Here is a 16,809-nt window from a genome sequence, read left to right on the forward strand (position 1 = left end):
GTCGGTCAGCCGGCCCGACGGACCGGGCGGCGGGCCAGGTAGCGGAGCAGGTCGCGGATGTGGTGCTTCTCCTCGGCGGGGACGTTCGGGTCGGCCAGCCGGTCCAGGATCACCCGCACGTCGGCCTCGACCGGACCGTCCTCGGCGCCTCGGCGGCGGGGCACCGACCCGGCGTCGGGCAGGCCCAGCGCCCGGAACGCGGCGGCCACCGGCAGGTCGAGGGCGGCGCAGAAGCCGCGCACCTTGGCGAGTTCGGGATAGTCCTGCCAGTCGCCGGCCAGCCAGCGGAACACGGTGGAACGGCCGACACCGGTGTGGGTCGCGAGGTCGGTCACCGTCCAGCCGCGCTCTTCACGCGCGTCGTCGATGGCCCGTCGCACGAAGCGTGCGAAGGCCATCTGCGGCGAAACGTCGGTGGCGCCCATCCCTCCGGAATCGTCCCCTTCCGCCGGTGCGCCCGGCTCTGCGCCCCGAGCCTAGTACGCCCGCGCGAGGAAACAACTGACTGATCGGTCGGAAGGTCCCATGGGTGGGACCGGCACAGCGTGAACACTTGCGAACTGTCAACTAAGCTGGACGAAACCCTCCCCCCGGCAGCGAGTTCGTAAGGAGCAGCATGGCCGAGCCGGACCGTCCCGTCCCGCACCGCCCCGGTGCGGTGAGCCTCTTCTTCGTGGCCAAGGCCGGCGTCTTCGCGCTCGGCTTCTGGATCTGGCTGCTGGTGCTCGCGGCGCAGGGGGACCCGGCGGAGGGGCTGCATCTGATCGCCGCGACCGGCGCGGTCTGCACCACGCTGGTCGGCGTGGTGCTGGGTGCGCGGATGGCGCTCCAGCGCAACGCCGCCGCCCGCCACGCCGAGCTGAAGCGACTCCTGGTCGACATCTCCTGGAACGCGTTCGCCGCCGCCGGCAACTCCGACCAGCCGGCGAAGGTGGTGCCGTTCCCGAGCCCATCGCCGGACAGCGAGCGGTCCACCAACCGTGGCCCGGGCGAGCGGATCTCGGTGCTGGACCGGGGGGACCGCAACCGGGGCGAGCGCCGCCGCTAGCGCGGTGCCCGGCCCGCGTCCGCGAGCAGCGTCTCCAGCCGGGGCGTGACGCCCCACCGGTCCACCAGCTCGCGATAGTCGGATCGGTTGTCGTCGGTCGGCGGCCCCGCGGTCCGCCGCGCACGGATCAGCAGGTTGCGCGGCGTGTGCCGGGAGTCGACGAACTCCACCACCTCGGCGCGGTAGCCGTGCAGCCGGAGCAGCCCGGCGCGCAGCGCGTCGGTGAGCACGTCGGCGAACCGCTCGCGCAGGATGCCCTGCCGGGTGAGCAGCTCGTCCGGCCCGGGCGCGGGGCGGGCCCGCAGTTGCGCGGCCAGGTCGTGGTGGCAGCACGGGGCGGCGAGCACCCAGCGGGCGTCCCAGCGCACCGCCCGGGCCAGCGCCTCGTCGGTCGCCGTGTCGCAGGCGTGCAGTGCCAGCACCAGGTCCGGGGCCGGTTCGACAGGTGCCTCGGCGATGGTGCCGGCCACGAAGCTGACCCGGTCGGCCCAGCCCAGCCGTTCGGCCAGTTCGGTGTTGCGGCGCCGCTGGTCCTCGCGGACGTCCACGCCGACCAGCGTCACGTCCAGGCCGCGCTGCGTCAGATAGCGGTGGGCGGCAAACGTCAGGTACGCGTTTCCGCAGCCCAGGTCCACCACGCGCAGCGGACCGGCGAGGTCGTCCGGCAGGGTGGCGGCGAGCGCGCGGAGGAACGCGTCGACCTGGCGACGTTTGGCGGCCGACCCGCCGATCGCGTCGAACAGCGGGTCGCCGGGGTCGAGCAGCCAGTCCTTGGCCCGGTCGTGCCCGGCCGGCTCGGCGGTCGGGCGGCTGGCCGTGGCGCGGTGCACCTGCGCCTCGCCGGACTTGGTCACCCGGAGCTGGAGCGTGGTGTCCGCGGTCTCCACGTGCCAGTTGCCGAACGGCTCGGCGAGCAGCTCGTCGACGGCCGCGCCGGACTCCGCGCCGGGGGCGACGTTGCGGGTGTGCGGCCGGGCACCGTCCGAGGTGGCGATCTGCAGCCGGGTGCCGGCCTTGAGGGTGACCGGGCGCAGTTCCGCGCGGACCACCGAGGGCCGCTGACCCCGCCGCCGACCGGCGGCCACGGCCCGGGTCAGGCCCGGGCCGAGCAGCAGCTCCCGTACCTCCCGTAGTGCCGCGTCCAACGGTTCCGCCATGCCGTACCCCTTTCCTCGCTTCCCTGCCGTCCCCGTCCGCACCCGGGCGGCCGACCATGAGGGTGACCGGCGCGGCCAACGTCATGATCGTCGCCGGTGCCCGGGGTGGGGGCAGGGAGCGGCCCCCGGAACTGGTGGGTCCGGGGGCCGTGGTGTGTGTCTGGTCCTGGTCAGTCGGTGGTGGCCTCGGCCGGCGCGCCGGAGCTGCCGCCACGACGACGCCGGCGACGGCGCGGCTTGGCGGCGGTCTCGCCCTCGCCGGCGGCCGCCACGGTCGGCTCCGCGCCGCCCTCGGCGGTGATCACGTTGGTCGGCTGCTCGCCGGCCACCGTCTCGCCGGCCCGGCGGCGGCGCCGGCGACGCGGGGTACGGGTGCCCTCGTCGGCCCCGGCCTCGGTCGGCTCGCTCCCGACGGCGGGTGCGCCGCTGGCCGCGCCGCCGCGACTGCGCCCGCGGTCCCCACCGCGGCCCCGGCTGTCGCCGCCCCGACCGCGGCTGTCGCCACGACGCGAACGGCCGCCGCCCAGGTCCTCCTCGACCTCGGCCGACAGGCCGGCGCGGGTGCGCTCGGCGGTCGGCAGGGTGCCGCTGATGTCCGGGGAGATGTCCAGGTCGGTGTAGAGGTGCGCGGAGGTGTGGTAGGTCTCCGGCGGCTCGGGCATGTCTAGCCCGAGGGTCTTGTCGATGATCCGCCAGCGGGGCACGTCGTCCCAGTCGACGAACGTCACCGCGACACCGGTCGCCCCGGCCCGGCCGGTGCGGCCGATCCGGTGGGTGTAGGTGTCCTGGTCCTCGGGGCAGTCGTAGTTGATCACGTGGGTCACGCCGGTGACGTCGATGCCCCGGGCCGCCACGTCGGTGGCCACCAGGGTGTCGATCTTGCCGGCGCGGAACGCCCGCAGGGCCCGCTCCCGGGCGCCCTGGCCCAGGTCGCCGTGCACCGCCGCCACCGCGAAGCCGCGGAAGTCGAGATCCTCGGCAACCCGGTCGGCGGCCCGCTTGGTGCGGGTGAAGATCATCGTCAAGCCGCGGCCCTCGGCCTGCAGGATCCGCGCCACGATCTCGATCTTGTTCATCGAGTGGGTGCGGTAGGCGAGCTGCTGGGTCTGCGGCGACGGGCCCGTCTCGGCCGTGTGCCCGGCGTGGATCGTCACCGGCCGGCGCAGGAAGCGTCGGGACAGCGCGACGATCGGGTCCGGCATGGTGGCCGAGAAGAGCATGGTCTGCCGGTCCTCCGGCAGCATCGCGAGGATCTTCTCGACGTCGTCCAGGAAGCCCAGGTCGAGCATCCGGTCGGCCTCGTCGAGGACGAGCGCGCGCACCCGGTCGAGCCGCAGGTGCTTCTGCTTCTGCAGGTCGAGCAGGCGGCCGGGCGTGCCGACCAGGATCTCGACGCCCTTGCGCAGCGCCTCGATCTGCGGCTCGTACGCCACGCCGCCGTAGATCGGCAGCACCCGGACGCCCCGGGTGCGGCCCGCGGCGTCGAGGTCCTTGGCGACCTGGATGCCGAGCTCACGGGTGGGGACGACGACCAGCGCCTGGGGCACGCCGTCGCTCCCCTCGGACGGGGCGAAGACGCGCTCGAGCAGGGGGATGCCGAAGCCGAGCGTCTTGCCGGTGCCGGTCGGGGCCTGGCCGATCAGGTCGACGCCGCGCAGGCCGATCGGCAGCGCGTATTCCTGGATGGCGAAGGCGCGGGTGATGCCTGCGGCGGCGAGCGCCTCGACGGTCTCCTGACGGGCGCCGAGCGCGGCGAACGTGGGTGCCTCCGGCGGGACCGGAGCTGTGGGGGCCAGTGGCTGGCCGATAGTCTGCTCACTCATGTGGATGTGGGGGTGCCCTCTCGTGGTGCGCCCCTCATGTCCTCAGGGCGCGAACGGTTTGGCGCGGGCCACGCGGTCGGCGGCGGTTTCGCCGAGCCGGACCGGGCCGCACGCGCTCCGGGGGACCGGTGCTGATCAGCGAAGCTGACCTGGTCGGTGCCCACGGCAACTGTCTCATCCTACCTGAACAGCCTCTCAGCCGTCCCGATTCCGGGTGGCGACCGCGCATCCAGGGGTGCCTCGTGTGACCTGCGCCACATGACGCCGGGGCGGTAGCCTGCGCTCGTGTCCGCCTCCGACCCCGCCGCCGTCGACCTGTTCGGCCTCGTCGCGTACGGCGAGCTGCTCGCCTTCGACCGGCTGGCCGCCGACGCCCGGCTCGCTCCCGACCTGCGCCGACGGGCCGCGCTCAGCGAGATGGCCGCGGCCGAGATCGCCCACTACCGGTGGCTCGCCGACCGTCTCGGCGCGCTGGGCGTGGCCCCCGAGGAGGCGATGACCCCCTACGTCGACGCGTTGCGGGCGTACCACGACTCGACCGAGCCGCGGGACTGGGCGGAAGCGGTGACCAAGGCGTACCTGGGCGACGCGATCACCGACGACTTCCTGCGCCGGCTCGCCGCCGGCCTGACCGGGCCGGATCGCGCGCTGCTGCTCGACGTCCTGCACGACACCCGGTACGTCGAGTTCGCCGCGGCCGAGATCCGGGCCGCGCTGGCGGCCGACCCGGGTGCGGCCGGCCGGCTCTCGATGTGGGCGCGGCGGCTGCTCGGCGAGGCGCTCTCGCAGGCGGGCCGGGTCGCCGCCGCCGACCGGGGCGCGCTCGTCGCGTTGATCGGCCGGGCCGGCGTGGACGTGCCGACGCTGCTGCGCGAACTGACCGAGGCGCACGCCGCGCGGATGTCGGCCGCCGGCCTCACCAACTGAGCTGAGCCGGCCGGAACGACCGGGCCGGCCGGGACGACTGAGCCGGCCGGGACGACTGAGCCGGCCGGGACGACTGAGCCGGCCGGGACGACTGAGCCGGCCGGGACGACTGAGCCGGCCCGGAGGACCGGGCCGGCCGGGACGACTGAGTCGCCGCGGCGGGTGCCCCCGCCACGGCGACCGGCGCGACGCGGATCAGCGGACGGTGAACCCGACGGCGCGGGGCGAGGCCTCCGCGATCTCGACGTAGGCGACCTTGCCGACCGGCACGATGACCCGCCGGCCCTTCTCGTCGGTCAGGGAGAGCGTGCCCTCGCTCCTGGCGAAGGCGTCGGTCACGATCTGCTCGATCTCGGCCGGCGACTGCGCGCTCTCCAGGACCAGCTCCCGCGGCGCGTACTGCACGCCGATCTTGACCTCCACTGTGCCTCCTCAACTGGGGCGAAAAAGCCACCGTGGGAAGGCTATCCGATCGGACGGCGCGATGTTCAGGCTGACTCACCTTGCAGCGGGAAGCTCGCGATGCCCCGCCAGGACAGCGCCGCCACCAGCGCCTCCGCCTCCGGCTTGGCCACCTGCCGACCGCCGGCCAGCCAGAACTGGGCGGCCGTCTCGGCGGCGCCGACCAGCCCGGACGCGAGCAGTTCGGCGTGCGCCCGGCTGGACCCGGTGTCCGAGATGATGGTGTCGGTGATCGCCGCGATGCAGCCCTGCTCGACCCGTTCCACCCGCTGCCGCACGGCCGGGTCGTTGCGCAGGTCGGACTCGAAGACCAGCCGGAACGCCTCGCTCTCGTGGTCGACGAAGTCGAAGTAGGCCCGCACCGCCGCGCCGACCCGTTCCTTGTTGTCCTGCGTGCCGCGCATCGCGTCGTGCACCTTCGCGACGATGGCGTCACAGTGCGTGTCGAGCAGCGCGAGGTAGAGCTCCATCTTTCCGGGGAAGTGCTGATAGAGAACCGGCTTGGAGACGCCGGCCCGCTCGGCGATGTCGTCCATCGCCGCGGCGTGGTAGCCGTGCGCGACGAACACCTCCTGGGCAGCGGCGAGCAGCTGCTTACGGCGCGCCGAGCGGGGCAGGCGGGTGGGCCGGCCGGCGGTCTGAGCACCGTTCCCCACTGCGGTCATGGGAACCTCCGAGTATCTGCGTCGAGCCGGCACGTATCGCCCGAACCGGGCCGGGTTCGTGAACCCGTCGCGGAATTGGCCCGCCGCTGTAACTTATCGCCACTGTCACCACACGGTAGCCTCAGCGGGGGCGACCAAGGAGCGCGCGGTGAGTGAAACAGGGCAACCCGGAGCCGCCACCCCGGGAGAGCACGGCGACGGGACGGGTCAGCAGGACGACCCGGCCCGCACCGGCGGCGGTTGGGCGCCCCCGGCGAACGGCTGGTCCCGCGGCGCCCCGGCGCCCGGTGGCTGGCCCTACGGCGACCTGGGCGGTGGCTGGGCCGCCTCCTCGCCCCGGCACGGCGACCTGCCGGCCCCGCTGCCCGGTCACGCGGCCGAGGAGCCGCCGGCCCGCGCCAACGGCCGCCACGTCAACGGCGTGCGTCACGCCGGGGAGGAGTCGCCCGTGACCCGCCAGGCGCCGGTGAGTGCCCCGCCCGTGGGCGAGCCGCCGCGGGAGACCGACGGCGACCGGCTGGCCGTGCCGGCCCCGCGACCCGCGCCCGCGGTCGAGCAGCAGCCCGACGCGACCGGCTCCCGCCACGCCTCGGACGACACCGCCGCCGGGCGGCTCCCCCGCTGGGCCGAGACCGGTCCGACCTCCGCGCCCCCGGCGCTCCAGGTGCCGCCGGTCGGCGCCGCCGCCTCCGGCTTCGAGATGCCGCCGGGTTTCCACGCGCCGACCGTCGACCCCTCCGCCCCGTCGCTCTCGCGTGGCTGGGCCGACCGGGTTCCGGTCGAGCCCGCCGCCGCCCGCGCCGAACAGCCCCCGCCCGAGCCGCCTGCGCCGCACCCGGTCGACCCTCGCGCGTCCGACGAGGCCCGCGCCGCCGACCCACGAGGCGCCGGGGCGGACGACCCGGGCGCGGGCCCGGGCGAGCCGGACTGGTCCGGCCCGTCCTGGAACCGTCCGAGCTGGGGCGACGGCTGGGCCCCGCCGTGGGCCCGCACGGACGAGCCGACCGGCCGCCGGGCCGGTCACGACGGCGAGCCGGCCGGGCGCCGGGCGGTTCCCGACGACGGGCCCGCCCTCCGCCGGGCGGCCCGCGACGACGAGCCCGTCGACCGGGCGCCCCGCGACGACGAGCCGACCGGTCGCCGCGCCGCCCGGGAGAACCGCGCCGTCGAGTGGGCGCCCGAGCCGGTGCGGCCGTACGAGCCGGCCCGCGTCGAGCCGCCCACCGGGTACGAGCCACCCCGGCCCGAGCCGGTCCGGCCGTACGAGCCGGTGCGGGCGGAGTCGGGTGCCGGGCACGAGCCGCCGCACCCGGAGCCCACCCGGCCGTTCCGGCTGCCCCGCGAGGACCCCGAGCCGCGTCCGGGTCATGAGCCGGCCGCCCAGCGCCCCTCCTGGGCCGGCCCGCCGGTGCCGGTGACCCCGTTCGGCGCGCGTCCCGAGCCGACCGCCGTCCCGCCGGCGCCGCGCGAGGCGCCGGCCGGTCCGCCGCCGGCGGCGTACGCTCCCGCGCCGGCCGCCCGGGCCGCCGGTGAGCCGGCCGACGAGCCCTCGCGCGCGCCGGACCAGCCGTCCGCCGAGCCGGTCTCCGCCGCCCCGGCGCCGTTCGACAGCTACCGGGCGCCCCGGCCGACGAGCGCCCCGCCCTACGCGGCCCGCCGGTCCGCCCCCGAGCCGCCGCCGGCCGCCGCCGAACCGGCCGCCGACTCCCGGTCCGCGGAGCCGGCGCCGGTGCTGCCGCAGCGCGTCCCCGCCGAGCCGGACGTGCCGGTCGTGCCGGAGCCACCGGCGGTGGAACCGTCCGCCGAGACTCCCGAGCTGGCCCGCATCGCCACCCACCTGCGCCGGGACGACGAACCCGCGCCGCTGCGCGAACGGCCGGAGGGCTTCGACGTGAACGCCATCCTGGACGCGGTCCGGGAGGTGGCCGGCGTCCGCGACGCCGCGCTCCGCCGCACCCCGGCCGGCGCGCACAGCCTCCGGCTGGACCTGGCCGACGGCGCCGATCCGGCCGACGTGAGCCGCCTGGTGGCCCGCCTGCTCCAGGAGCGGATGGGCCTGGCCGCCGCGCCGCAGAACCTGCCCGGCGCGCCGGCCGTGCCGCCGCCACCGGTGCGCCGCCGGTCCGCCGCGGCGCGCGGCGACCGCATCGGCGAGCTTCCGACCGAACCCCGATCGGGTACGCCCCGGTCGCGCGCCGACGACGAGCTGGACGCCCCGGCGCGCACCGCGGTGCCGCCCGGCCCGGCCGGTGACGACACCCCCGCCCGGCCCGGTCTGGTGCGTCCGGCGAACCGGCCGGCCGAGAACCGCTCCGGTGAGGGCCGGTTCGGCGGGGTGGAGTCGCGCACCGGCCGATCCACCGACGCGCCCGTCGAGGGCGTCGAGCCGGGCGTCGAGCCGCCGCGCCGACGTCGCCAGTCCACCCACCGGGGCCGGGCCACCGTGGACGAGACGTCGTTGGCCGCCGCGCCGACCGGCATGTCCACCGGCAGTCCGGTCACGCTCGGCACCTCGTACTCCGGTGGGCAGATGACCACGACGGAGACCGCGCCGTCGCGACCGCTGGACCCGGGCGGCGCGCCGGGGCCCCGGGTGGTGATCGACCACGTCCTGGTGAGCACGTTCGGGCTGGACGCCACCACCGAGGTTCGCCTGTTGGCCGGGGACCGCGCGGCCGACGGTCACGCCACCGGCCCGGCGGTCGACGGGTACGTGCTGCGGCTCTGCGCGGTGGCCGCGGCCGCCGCGGTGGACGAACTGCTCGGCGGTGGGGACGTGCCGGCCGGTGAGCGGGGCCGCTGCTTCGTCGAGCACGCCGCGGTGGTGCCGTTCGGCAACTGCGAGGTGGCGACCGTGGTGGTGCTGCTGGTCTGCGAGGGATGGGTGGAGCAGCTGGCCGGCTCGGCGCTGGTGGCCGGCGATCCGCGGCAGGCCGTGGTCCGGGCCACCCTGGCGGCGGTGAACCGCCGCCTGGAGGCCTTGCTCGCCTGAGCGATGGTGCGGTCGGGGCCGGCGCGGGGAAGACTGGAGACATGAAGCGTGCCGCACTCTGGCCGGATCATCTCCTCCCCGCGCACCACGTCCCGCCGCCCTGGCCCGGCCGGCACGTGCCGCTCGACGGCACCCTCGTCCACGTCCGGGACACCCCGGCCACCACGCCCGACGCGGAGCCGGCGCTGTACGTGCACGGCCTCGGCGGCTCCGCGCAGAACTGGACCGACCTGGCCGGCCTGCTCGCGGGCCGGCTCGACGGCCAGGCGATCGACCTGCCCGGTTTCGGGCGCAGCGAGCCGGGGCGGCGCTACACGATCCCGGCCTTCGCCGACCGGGTGGTCCGCTGGATCGAGCACAGCGACCGGGGGCCGGTGCACCTGTTCGGCAACTCGCTGGGCGGCGCGGTCGCGGTCCGGGTGGCGGCGTTGCGGCCGGAGCTGGTCCGCACGCTCACGTTGATCTCGCCGGCCCTGCCGTTCCTGGACTTCCGGCGTTCGTTGCAGGGGCGGATGCTGCCGGTGCTGGTGATCCCCCGGGGCGAGCGGCTGGCCGCCTGGCGGCTGGCGCAGCTCGCACCGGAGGTGATGGCGCAGCAGGTGATGGAGTCGTGCGTGGCGGACCTGACCCGGATCAGCGAGCAGCGCCGGCAGGAGGCGATCGACGAGATCCGGATCCGGTACGAGGCGGCCCACTACGCCGCCGCCTACGTGCGCACGTTCCGGGGCCTGGTGGGCAGCTTCCTGCGGTCGTACCTGCCGGGGGAGGGCGCGCTCTGGCGGCAGGCCGCCTCGGTGCGGGTGCCCACGCTGGTGGTGGGCGGGCGGCAGGACCGCCTGGTCGACGTGCGGGTCGCCCCGCAGACCGCCCGGGTGATCCCGGACAGCCGGCTGCTGATGCTCGACGGCGTCGGGCACGTGGCCCAGCTCGAGGTGCCCCGGGTCGTGGCGCGGGCGGTGCTGGGGTTGCTCGACGAGGCGGCGCCGGTGCCGGTCCCGGTGCCGGCCGGGTCGCCGGACGTCGCCGCCACGCCGGGCCCGGCGGAGCGGAAAGCGCAGGCCACGGCCCTGGTCACCGGAACGGGGGAGAGCGAAAGCGGGCGTGACGTGGCAGGCTGAGCCGGATGCCCAGCTCCCGCCGTCCGCGTGCCGCGCGGTCCACGTCCCTGGCTCGCCGGTGGCGCACCGCCGTGGTGGTCTGCGCGTTCCTCGCCGCCGCCGGGGTGGGCGTCGGGGTCGCGTTGCGGCTGCCGCCGGCCGGCGCGAAGGAGCTGGTCGCCGACGGGTTCGCCGCGCAGCCGCCGGCGCCGACCACCGTGCCGTCGTCGGCCGCGCCGCCGTCGGCCGCGCCCAGCTCGCCGGCGGCGCCGGTGTTGGCGCTGCCCGGTCCGGTGCCCGCGCACGGCAGGGGCGGTTTCTCCTACGACGAGCGGCCGGGCGGCGTGCTGGGCCGGGCCGGGGTGCTGCGCCGGTTCCGGGTGGCGGTGGAGGACGGCTCCGGTGAGCAGGCACGTGCCTTCGGCGACGCGGTGCAGCGGGCCCTGGCCGGGCCGGGCAGTTGGGTGGACGGCGGTCGGCTGCGGTTGCAGCGGGTCGCGCCGGGCACCCGGTACGACTTCACGATCTACCTGGCCACCCGGGACACCGCGGGTCGGCTGTGCGGGGCGGGCGGGATCGACATCCGCAAGGGCGGCGTGCCGTACACGTCCTGTCGGGTGCCCGGCAAGGTCGTGATCAACCTGGATCGGTGGCGCACCTCGGCGCCGCACCTGGTGGCCGCGCGGATGCCGCTGGACACCTACCGGCTCTACGTGGTCAACCACGAGGTCGGGCACCAGCTCGGGCACCACCACGAGGCGTGCCCGAATGCGGGCCGGCCCGCACCGGTGATGCAGCAGCAGACGCTGTTCCTCGACGGTTGCCGGCCGAACCCGTGGCCGTACCTGGGCGGGAAGCGGTACACCGGCCCGTCGCGGTGAACCGATCGCGAAAGATGTTCGCGGCTTAAGCGGTAAAAGCAGCTAAATGCCCGAATTGCGTGTCACGCTGGTGGCATGACGTCGTCGTCCCCCTACGACCCGCCCGAACGTCCCGGGCTGCGCCGGATGCGCCGCCGCCGCCGACGGGCCGTCCTGCTGCTGGCCATGCTGGTCGCGGCCGCCGGTGGCGCGGTGGGGATCACCCGGCTGAGCGAGCCGCCGCGCCCCGCGCGGATGCCGCTCGCCGCCGAGCCGACGCTGATGCCGGACGCCGACACCGGACCGGCGGCGCCCCCGACCGCCTATCCCACCGCCGGCCCCGGCACCTTCGCGGTGGCCGGGGGCCGGTCACCGGTACGCGGTGACGCCGGCCCGCTGCGCCGCTACCGGGTCGAGGTCGAGCAGGGCGCCGGGCCGGACGTCAACGCGTTCGCCGCCACCGTCGACACGGTGCTCGGGGACCCGCGCAGCTGGATCGCCTCCGGCCGGCTCCGGGTGCAGCGGGTGCCCGAGGCGGCCGCCGCCGACTTCACCGTCTACCTGGCCACGCCGGTGACCTCGGAACGGATGTGCGCCGAGGGAGGCCTGCACACCGAGCGGTACACGTCCTGCCGGCTGCCCGGCCGGGTGGTGCTCAACCTGGCGCGCTGGATGACGGCGGTGCCCGACTACGGTGCCCCGCTCGACGTCTACCGGACCTATGTGATCAACCACGAGGTCGGGCACGAGTTCGGCGAGCTGCACCAGGCCTGCCCCCGCCCCGGCGCACCCGCCCCGGTGATGCAGCAGCAGACGTACGGGCTGGACGGCTGCGTGCCGAACGCCTGGCCGTACCTCGACGGGGTGCGGTACGAAGGGGAGCCGACCGACGGCGTCTGAGTTATTCCCGGTCCCGCAGTTCGGGCCGGGTGTCCCTCGTCATGGCCGATCGTCGGTGCGGCGAGCGACAATGGCGCGGTCCCACCGCCGATCCCGGGGAGTCCACCGTGTCGTTGCCCCCGCTCGTCGAGCCCGCCGCCGAGCTGACCGTTGACGAGATCCGCCGCTACTCGCGCCACCTGATCATCCCGGACGTCGGGGTGGAGGGGCAGAAGCGGCTGAAGAACGCCCGGGTGCTCTGCGTCGGCGCCGGCGGTCTCGGCTCGCCCGCCCTGATGTACCTCGCCGCCGCCGGTGTCGGCACGCTCGGCATCATCGACTTCGACACCGTCGACGAGTCCAACCTCCAGCGCCAGATCATCCACGGCGTCTCCGACGTCGGCCGGTCCAAGGCCGAGTCCGCCGCCGCCACGATCCGCGAGATCAACCCGCTGGTGCAGGTGGAGATCCACAACACCGCGCTGGACCGGGAGAACGTCAAGGACATCTTCTCCCGCTACGACCTGATCGTCGACGGCACCGACAACTTCGCCACCCGCTACATGGTGAACGACGCTGCCGTGCTGCTCGGCAAGCCGTACGTCTGGGGTTCGATCTACCGCTTCGACGGCCAGGCCTCGGTCTTCTGGGCCGAGCACGGCCCCTGCTACCGCTGCCTCTACCCGGAGCCGCCGCCGCCCGGCATGGTGCCGTCCTGCGCCGAGGGCGGCGTGCTCGGCGTGCTCTGCGCGTCCATCGGGTCGATCCAGGTCAACGAGGCGATCAAGCTGCTCACCGGCATCGGCGAGCCGCTGGTCGGCCGGCTGATGGTCTACGACGCCCTCGAGATGAGCTACCGCAAGATCAAGGTGCGCAAGGACCCGAACTGCGCGCTCTGCGGCGAGAACCCCACGGTGACCGACCTGCTGGAAGACTACGAGGACTTCTGCGGCGCGGTCTCCGAGGAGGCGCAGGAGGCGGTGGTCGACTCCACCATCACCGCGCTGGAGCTCAAGGAGTGGCAGGACGCCGGCAAGGACATCTTCCTGGTCGACGTCCGCGAGCCCGCCGAGTACGAGATCGTCCGGATCCCCGGCGCGACGCTGATCCCCAAGGGCGAGATCCTCTCCGGCGAGGCGCTGGCCAAGTTCCCGCAGGACCGGCAGATCGTGCTGCACTGCAAGTCCGGCGTGCGGTCCGCCGAGGCGCTCGCCGCGCTGAAGGCGGCCGGGTTCAAGGACTCGGTGCACGTGCAGGGCGGGGTGCTCTCCTGGGTCAAGCAGGTCGACCCGTCACTGCCTTCCTACTGAGCCACCCCTCGCTCGGCGGCCCCGTCACTCGCGTGGACATTCATGCCCGTGAGTGATGGGGCTTTCGCGCCTTGTGTCCCCGGTCCTCGGCGGTCCGCGCCAAACCCTGGCCGAGCTACCGAGGCGTAACCACGTCGGCGCAGGTAGCGTCACCGCCGTGGTCGATCTGGAAGCGGCGATCGGGTTCGTCGTGGCACACGGGGACGCGGTGGACCGCGCCCGCCTGTCCCGGCTGCGCTCCGGCGCGCCGGCGTCGCCGGAACTGCTCGACGCGGCGGAGTCCGGCCAGACCCTCGGCGGCGGCTGGCCCGCCGTGCTCGGCGGCGAGGTCGCCTCGGTCGACGCGACCTGCTTCCGCCTGTCCGAGCTGGACGACCTCGGCGCGCTGGGCCGCCCCGCCGCCCGGCACGCGCTCGACTGGCTGGCCAGCGGTCAACTCGCCGACGGCGGCTGGGACGAGCACCGGTCGCTGGCCGGTCTCGCGCCGGAGTGGGCCACGCCCGGCGATCCCGAGGCCCGGTTCTACCTGACCGCCGACGCCGGGTTCTGGCTCACCGTGGCCGGGCTGGACGCCCGCGCCGCCGGGCCGCTCGACCACCGCGTCGGCGGGGCGTACGCCGGGGTGGTGCAGGCGGCGTCGCACACGCTCGCCGCGCAGCTCGCGCCGGACGGCACCTGGCCGTCGTTCCTGCCGGCCGGGTGGCTGGCCGCGGCCGTGCTGCACCGGCAGCAGATGTTCTACGAGTCGGCCCGCATCCAGGCCGTGCTCGCCGACCGGCTGCCGGAGATGTCCCCGGCCGACGTGGCCTGGCTCGCCGCCACACTGCGGCGGGTGGAGGTGGGCGAGGAGCAGTGGCTGCTGGTCTCGACGCGGCGGCGGCTCGCCGAGACGCAGCGCAGCGACGGCGGCTGGGACAGCGACGACGGCCACCAGTTCGACGTGCACACCACGCTGCGCGCGATCCGGGCCTGCCGCCCGAACGCCCCCGAGGCACCGCGCGCCGGCGCGCAGTTCGTGGTGCCGCCCAGCGTCACGCTGCCCGCCCCGCGCTCGGGTGAGCCGCCGGCGACACCGGCCGGCGGCCCCCTCCAGGTGGCTTAGGCCTGTCGCTCAGCGGAGGTGGCCGTCGCCGGTCACCACGTACTTCGTGCTGGTCAGCTCCGGCAGGCCCATCGGGCCACGGGCGTGCAGCTTCTGGGTGGAGATGCCGATCTCGGCGCCGAACCCGAACTCGCCGCCGTCGGTGAACCGGGTCGACGCGTTGACCATGACCGCGGCGGCGTCCACCCGGGCCACGAACTCCCGGGCCGCCCGCTGCGAGTCGGTGACGATCGCCTCGGTGTGCCCGGTGCCGTAGCGCCGGATGTGCGCGACCGCCGCGTCCAGCGAGTCGACCACGGCGACCGAGATGTCGGCGGAGAGGTATTCGGTGGCGAAGTCCTCCTCGGTCGCCGGCACCACGGCGGGGGAGTGCGCGGCGACCTCCGGGCCGCCGTGCACGGTCACCCCGGCTTCGGCGAACGCGGCCAGCACCGGGGGCAGGAAGGCGTCCGCCACGTCGCGGTGCACCAGCAGCGACTCGGCGGTGTTGCAGGTGGACAGGCGCTGGGTCTTGGCGTTCAGCGTGATCGCCACCGCCTTGCCGAGGTCGGCGGCGGCGTCCACGTACACGTGGCAGTTGCCCACCCCGGTCTCGATCACCGGCACGGTCGACTCCTCGACCACGGTGCGGATCAGCGACGCGCCGCCGCGCGGGATCAGCACGTCGACCAGACCCCGGGCCCGCATCAGCTCCTTGACCGAGTCGCGCGAGGAGGAGTCGAGCAGCTGCACCGCGTCGGCCGGCAGCCCGGTCGCGGCGACCGCGTCACGGAGCACCGCGACCAGGGCCGCGTTGGAGTGCGCCGCCGACGAGGAGCCGCGCAGCAGCGCCGCGTTGCCGGACTTCAGGCAGATCCCGGCCGCGTCGACTGTCACGTTCGGCCGGCCCTCGTAGACGATGCCGACCACCCCGAACGGCACCCGCACCTGCCGCAGCTCCAGCCCGTTCGGCAGGGTGGAGCCGCGTACCACCTCGCCGACCGGGTCGGGCAGCGCGGCCATCTGGCGCAGGGCGTCGGCGATGGCGGCCACCCGCCCCTCGTCGAGGGCGAGCCGGTCCAGCACGGCCGCGCTCAGCCCGGCGTCGCGCCCGGCCGCCAGGTCCGTCGCGTTGCCGGCCAGGATCTCCGGGGTACGCGCCACCAGCGCGTCGGCCATCGCGTGCAGCGCGGCGTCCTTGGCGGTACGGGTGGCCGTGGCGAGATCCTCCGCCGCGTCCCGGGCCCGCCGGGCCTGCTCGACGACGCTCATCGTGCTCCCCTCCTTCACAGGTGTTAGGCGGGGGCCCTTCTTATGCAGAATGCGTTAAGAAGGGCCCCCGCCTTACAACAGGACGAGGTCGTCTCGGTGGACGACCTCTCGCTCGTAGGCCGGGCCCAGGGCCGCGGCGAGTTCCGAGGTGGACCGGCCGAGCAGACCGGGCAGCTCCACCGCGTCGTAGTTGACCAGGCCCCGGGCCACCGGCGCGCCGGCGGTGTCGACCAGGTCCACCGGGTCACCGGCGGTGAACGCGCCGTCCACCGCGGTGATCCCGGCCGGCAGCAGCGACTTGCGCCGGCCCACCACGGCCTGCACCGCGCCCGGGTCGAGGTGCAGCCGGCCGCGTGGCGCGGTGGCGTGCGCCAGCCAGAACAGTCGGGCGGCCGGGCGTCGGCTGCTGGCGTGGAAGAACGTGCCGACCGGGTCGCCGGCCAGCGCCGGGCCGGCCAGCGGCGCGGCGGTGAGCACGACCGGGATGCCGAAGCCGGTGGCGATCCGCGCCGCCTCGACCTTCGTCACCATGCCGCCGGTGCCCACGCCGGCCCGGCCGGCCCCGCCGACGTCCACGCCGGCCAGGTCGCCCTCGCCGTGCACCTCGGCGATCCGGGTGCTGCCGGGGCGGGCCGGGTCGCCGGTCCACAGCGCGTCCACGTCGGAGAGCAGCACCAGCAGGTCGGCGTCGACGAGCGCGGCCACCAGCGCGGCGAGGCGGTCGTTGTCGCCGAACCGGATCTCCTCGGTGGCCACCGTGTCGTTCTCGTTGACGATCGGCACGGCCCGCAGGTCGAGCAGCTTGCGCAGGGTCCGGTACGCGTTGCGGTAGTGCGCCCGCCGGGTCACGTCGTCGACGGTGAGCAGCACCTGCCCGACGGTGCGCCCGTGCCGGGCGAACGCGGTCGCGTACCGCCCGATGAGCAGCCCCTGGCCGACGCTGGCGGCGGCCTGCTGGGTGGCCAGGTCACGTGGGCGTCGGGTCAGCCGGAGCGGGGCGAGGCCGGCGGCGATCGCGCCGGAGGAGACCAGCACCACCTCGCGGCCCTGCGCGGTGAGCGCGCCGAGCGTGTCGACGAGCGCGTCGACCCGGGCGTCGTCCAGGCCGCCCGTCGCGGTGGTCAGCGAGGACGAACCGATCTTGACCACGATCCGGCGGGCCGAGGTGACTGCTTCACGCACCCGCCCATTCTGCGGGTTGCGGTCCGCGCGGCCGTGGCGCGTTCCCATATCGTG

General features: G+C 75.5%; 14 protein-coding genes and 1 pseudogene. 8 read left to right on the top strand and 7 right to left on the bottom strand.

Annotated elements, in window-relative coordinates:
* Positions 1-5 precede the first annotated feature (5 nt).
* Positions 6-425, bottom strand: coding sequence for a helix-turn-helix domain-containing protein (locus GA0070213_RS18285; protein ID WP_091065599.1), 420 nt, complete (start codon positions 423-425; stop codon positions 6-8).
* Positions 426-616: 191 nt separating this feature from the next.
* Here GA0070213_RS18285 and GA0070213_RS18290 point away from each other — a divergent pair, with 191 nt between their 5' ends.
* On the top strand, positions 617-1,048 hold the full coding sequence (locus GA0070213_RS18290; RefSeq protein ID WP_091065603.1) for a hypothetical protein: 432 nt from the start codon (positions 617-619) through the stop codon (positions 1,046-1,048).
* On the opposite strand, the gene GA0070213_RS18295 is transcribed toward GA0070213_RS18290, so the two are convergent.
* Both GA0070213_RS18295 and GA0070213_RS18300 read right to left on the bottom strand, forming a co-directional pair.
* Positions 1,045-2,205 (bottom strand): class I SAM-dependent methyltransferase, encoded by a 1,161-nt coding sequence (locus GA0070213_RS18295; RefSeq protein ID WP_091065607.1) that lies wholly within the window; start codon positions 2,203-2,205, stop codon positions 1,045-1,047. The genes GA0070213_RS18290 and GA0070213_RS18295 overlap by 4 nt on opposite strands.
* A gap of 170 nt (positions 2,206-2,375) precedes the next feature.
* Positions 2,376-4,028: a DEAD/DEAH box helicase gene (locus tag GA0070213_RS18300; RefSeq protein ID WP_091065610.1), complete on the bottom strand. Its 1,653-nt coding sequence runs from the start codon at positions 4,026-4,028 to the stop codon at positions 2,376-2,378.
* Positions 4,029-4,313: 285 nt separating this feature from the next.
* On the opposite strand from GA0070213_RS18300, the gene GA0070213_RS18305 reads away from it, so the two are divergent.
* Positions 4,314-4,955, top strand: coding sequence for a ferritin-like fold-containing protein (locus GA0070213_RS18305; RefSeq protein ID WP_091065612.1), 642 nt, complete (start codon positions 4,314-4,316; stop codon positions 4,953-4,955).
* Positions 4,956-5,150: 195 nt separating this feature from the next.
* Here GA0070213_RS18305 and GA0070213_RS18310 read toward each other — a convergent pair whose 3' ends face one another.
* Both GA0070213_RS18310 and GA0070213_RS18315 read right to left on the bottom strand, forming a co-directional pair.
* Positions 5,151-5,378, bottom strand: a complete 228-nt coding sequence (locus GA0070213_RS18310) for a DUF3107 domain-containing protein (RefSeq protein WP_030502928.1) — start codon at positions 5,376-5,378, stop codon at positions 5,151-5,153.
* 65 nt (positions 5,379-5,443) lie between these two features.
* A complete protein-coding gene (locus tag GA0070213_RS18315; RefSeq protein WP_091065616.1) occupies positions 5,444-6,082 on the bottom strand; it encodes a TetR/AcrR family transcriptional regulator in 639 nt (212 codons plus the stop codon).
* 1,186 nt (positions 6,083-7,268) lie between these two features.
* Between GA0070213_RS18315 and GA0070213_RS32765 the strand changes: the two genes are divergently transcribed.
* From GA0070213_RS32765 to GA0070213_RS18345, 6 genes and pseudogenes are all read left to right on the top strand, one after another.
* Positions 7,269-9,074 (top strand): hypothetical protein, encoded by a 1,806-nt coding sequence (locus GA0070213_RS32765; RefSeq protein WP_425412846.1) that lies wholly within the window; start codon positions 7,269-7,271, stop codon positions 9,072-9,074.
* Positions 9,075-9,115: 41 nt separating this feature from the next.
* A complete protein-coding gene (locus GA0070213_RS18325; protein ID WP_245716450.1) occupies positions 9,116-10,192 on the top strand; it encodes an alpha/beta fold hydrolase in 1,077 nt (358 codons plus the stop codon).
* A 5-nt stretch (positions 10,193-10,197) separates the two neighbouring features.
* Positions 10,198-11,052, top strand: coding sequence for a DUF3152 domain-containing protein (locus tag GA0070213_RS18330; RefSeq protein WP_091065623.1), 855 nt, complete (start codon positions 10,198-10,200; stop codon positions 11,050-11,052).
* Positions 11,053-11,127: 75 nt separating this feature from the next.
* Positions 11,128-11,931 (top strand): DUF3152 domain-containing protein, encoded by an 804-nt coding sequence (locus GA0070213_RS18335; protein WP_091065626.1) that lies wholly within the window; start codon positions 11,128-11,130, stop codon positions 11,929-11,931.
* Between the two features lie 41 nt (positions 11,932-11,972).
* A complete protein-coding gene (gene moeZ, locus GA0070213_RS18340) occupies positions 11,973-13,220 on the top strand; it encodes an adenylyltransferase/sulfurtransferase MoeZ (RefSeq protein ID WP_175441394.1) in 1,248 nt (415 codons plus the stop codon).
* 106 nt (positions 13,221-13,326) lie between these two features.
* Positions 13,327-14,196 (top strand): annotated as a pseudogene (locus tag GA0070213_RS18345) (prenyltransferase/squalene oxidase repeat-containing protein); the annotation flags it as partial.
* Positions 14,197-14,331: 135 nt separating this feature from the next.
* On the opposite strand, the gene GA0070213_RS18350 reads toward GA0070213_RS18345, so the two are convergent.
* A complete protein-coding gene (locus tag GA0070213_RS18350) occupies positions 14,332-15,591 on the bottom strand; it encodes a glutamate-5-semialdehyde dehydrogenase (RefSeq protein WP_281182304.1) in 1,260 nt (419 codons plus the stop codon).
* A gap of 54 nt (positions 15,592-15,645) precedes the next feature.
* Entirely contained in the window at positions 15,646-16,803 is a 1,158-nt protein-coding gene (gene proB, locus GA0070213_RS18355) for a glutamate 5-kinase (protein ID WP_091065635.1), read from the bottom strand.
* Positions 16,804-16,809 lie beyond the last annotated feature (6 nt).

Origin of the sequence: Micromonospora humi, assembly GCF_900090105.1 — a bacterium.
GTDB classification, from domain to species: domain Bacteria; phylum Actinomycetota; class Actinomycetes; order Mycobacteriales; family Micromonosporaceae; genus Micromonospora; species Micromonospora humi.

Excerpts from the sequence above, each read along its gene's own strand:
- GA0070213_RS18315 (WP_091065616.1), bottom strand. The coding sequence starts at position 6,082 with ATGACCGCAGTGGGGAACGGTGCTCAGACCGCCGGCCGGCCCACCCGC.
- GA0070213_RS18330 (WP_091065623.1), top strand. The coding sequence starts at position 10,198 with ATGCCCAGCTCCCGCCGTCCGCGTGCCGCGCGGTCCACGTCCCTGGCT.
- GA0070213_RS18300 (WP_091065610.1), bottom strand. The coding sequence starts at position 4,028 with ATGAGTGAGCAGACTATCGGCCAGCCACTGGCCCCCACAGCTCCGGTC.
- GA0070213_RS18290 (WP_091065603.1), top strand. The coding sequence starts at position 617 with ATGGCCGAGCCGGACCGTCCCGTCCCGCACCGCCCCGGTGCGGTGAGC.
- GA0070213_RS18285 (WP_091065599.1), bottom strand. The coding sequence starts at position 425 with ATGGGCGCCACCGACGTTTCGCCGCAGATGGCCTTCGCACGCTTCGTG.
- GA0070213_RS18295 (WP_091065607.1), bottom strand. The coding sequence starts at position 2,205 with ATGGCGGAACCGTTGGACGCGGCACTACGGGAGGTACGGGAGCTGCTG.
- GA0070213_RS18335 (WP_091065626.1), top strand. The coding sequence starts at position 11,128 with ATGACGTCGTCGTCCCCCTACGACCCGCCCGAACGTCCCGGGCTGCGC.
- GA0070213_RS18325 (WP_245716450.1), top strand. The coding sequence starts at position 9,116 with ATGAAGCGTGCCGCACTCTGGCCGGATCATCTCCTCCCCGCGCACCAC.
- moeZ (WP_175441394.1), top strand. The coding sequence starts at position 11,973 with ATGGCCGATCGTCGGTGCGGCGAGCGACAATGGCGCGGTCCCACCGCC.
- proB (WP_091065635.1), bottom strand. The coding sequence starts at position 16,803 with ATGGGAACGCGCCACGGCCGCGCGGACCGCAACCCGCAGAATGGGCGG.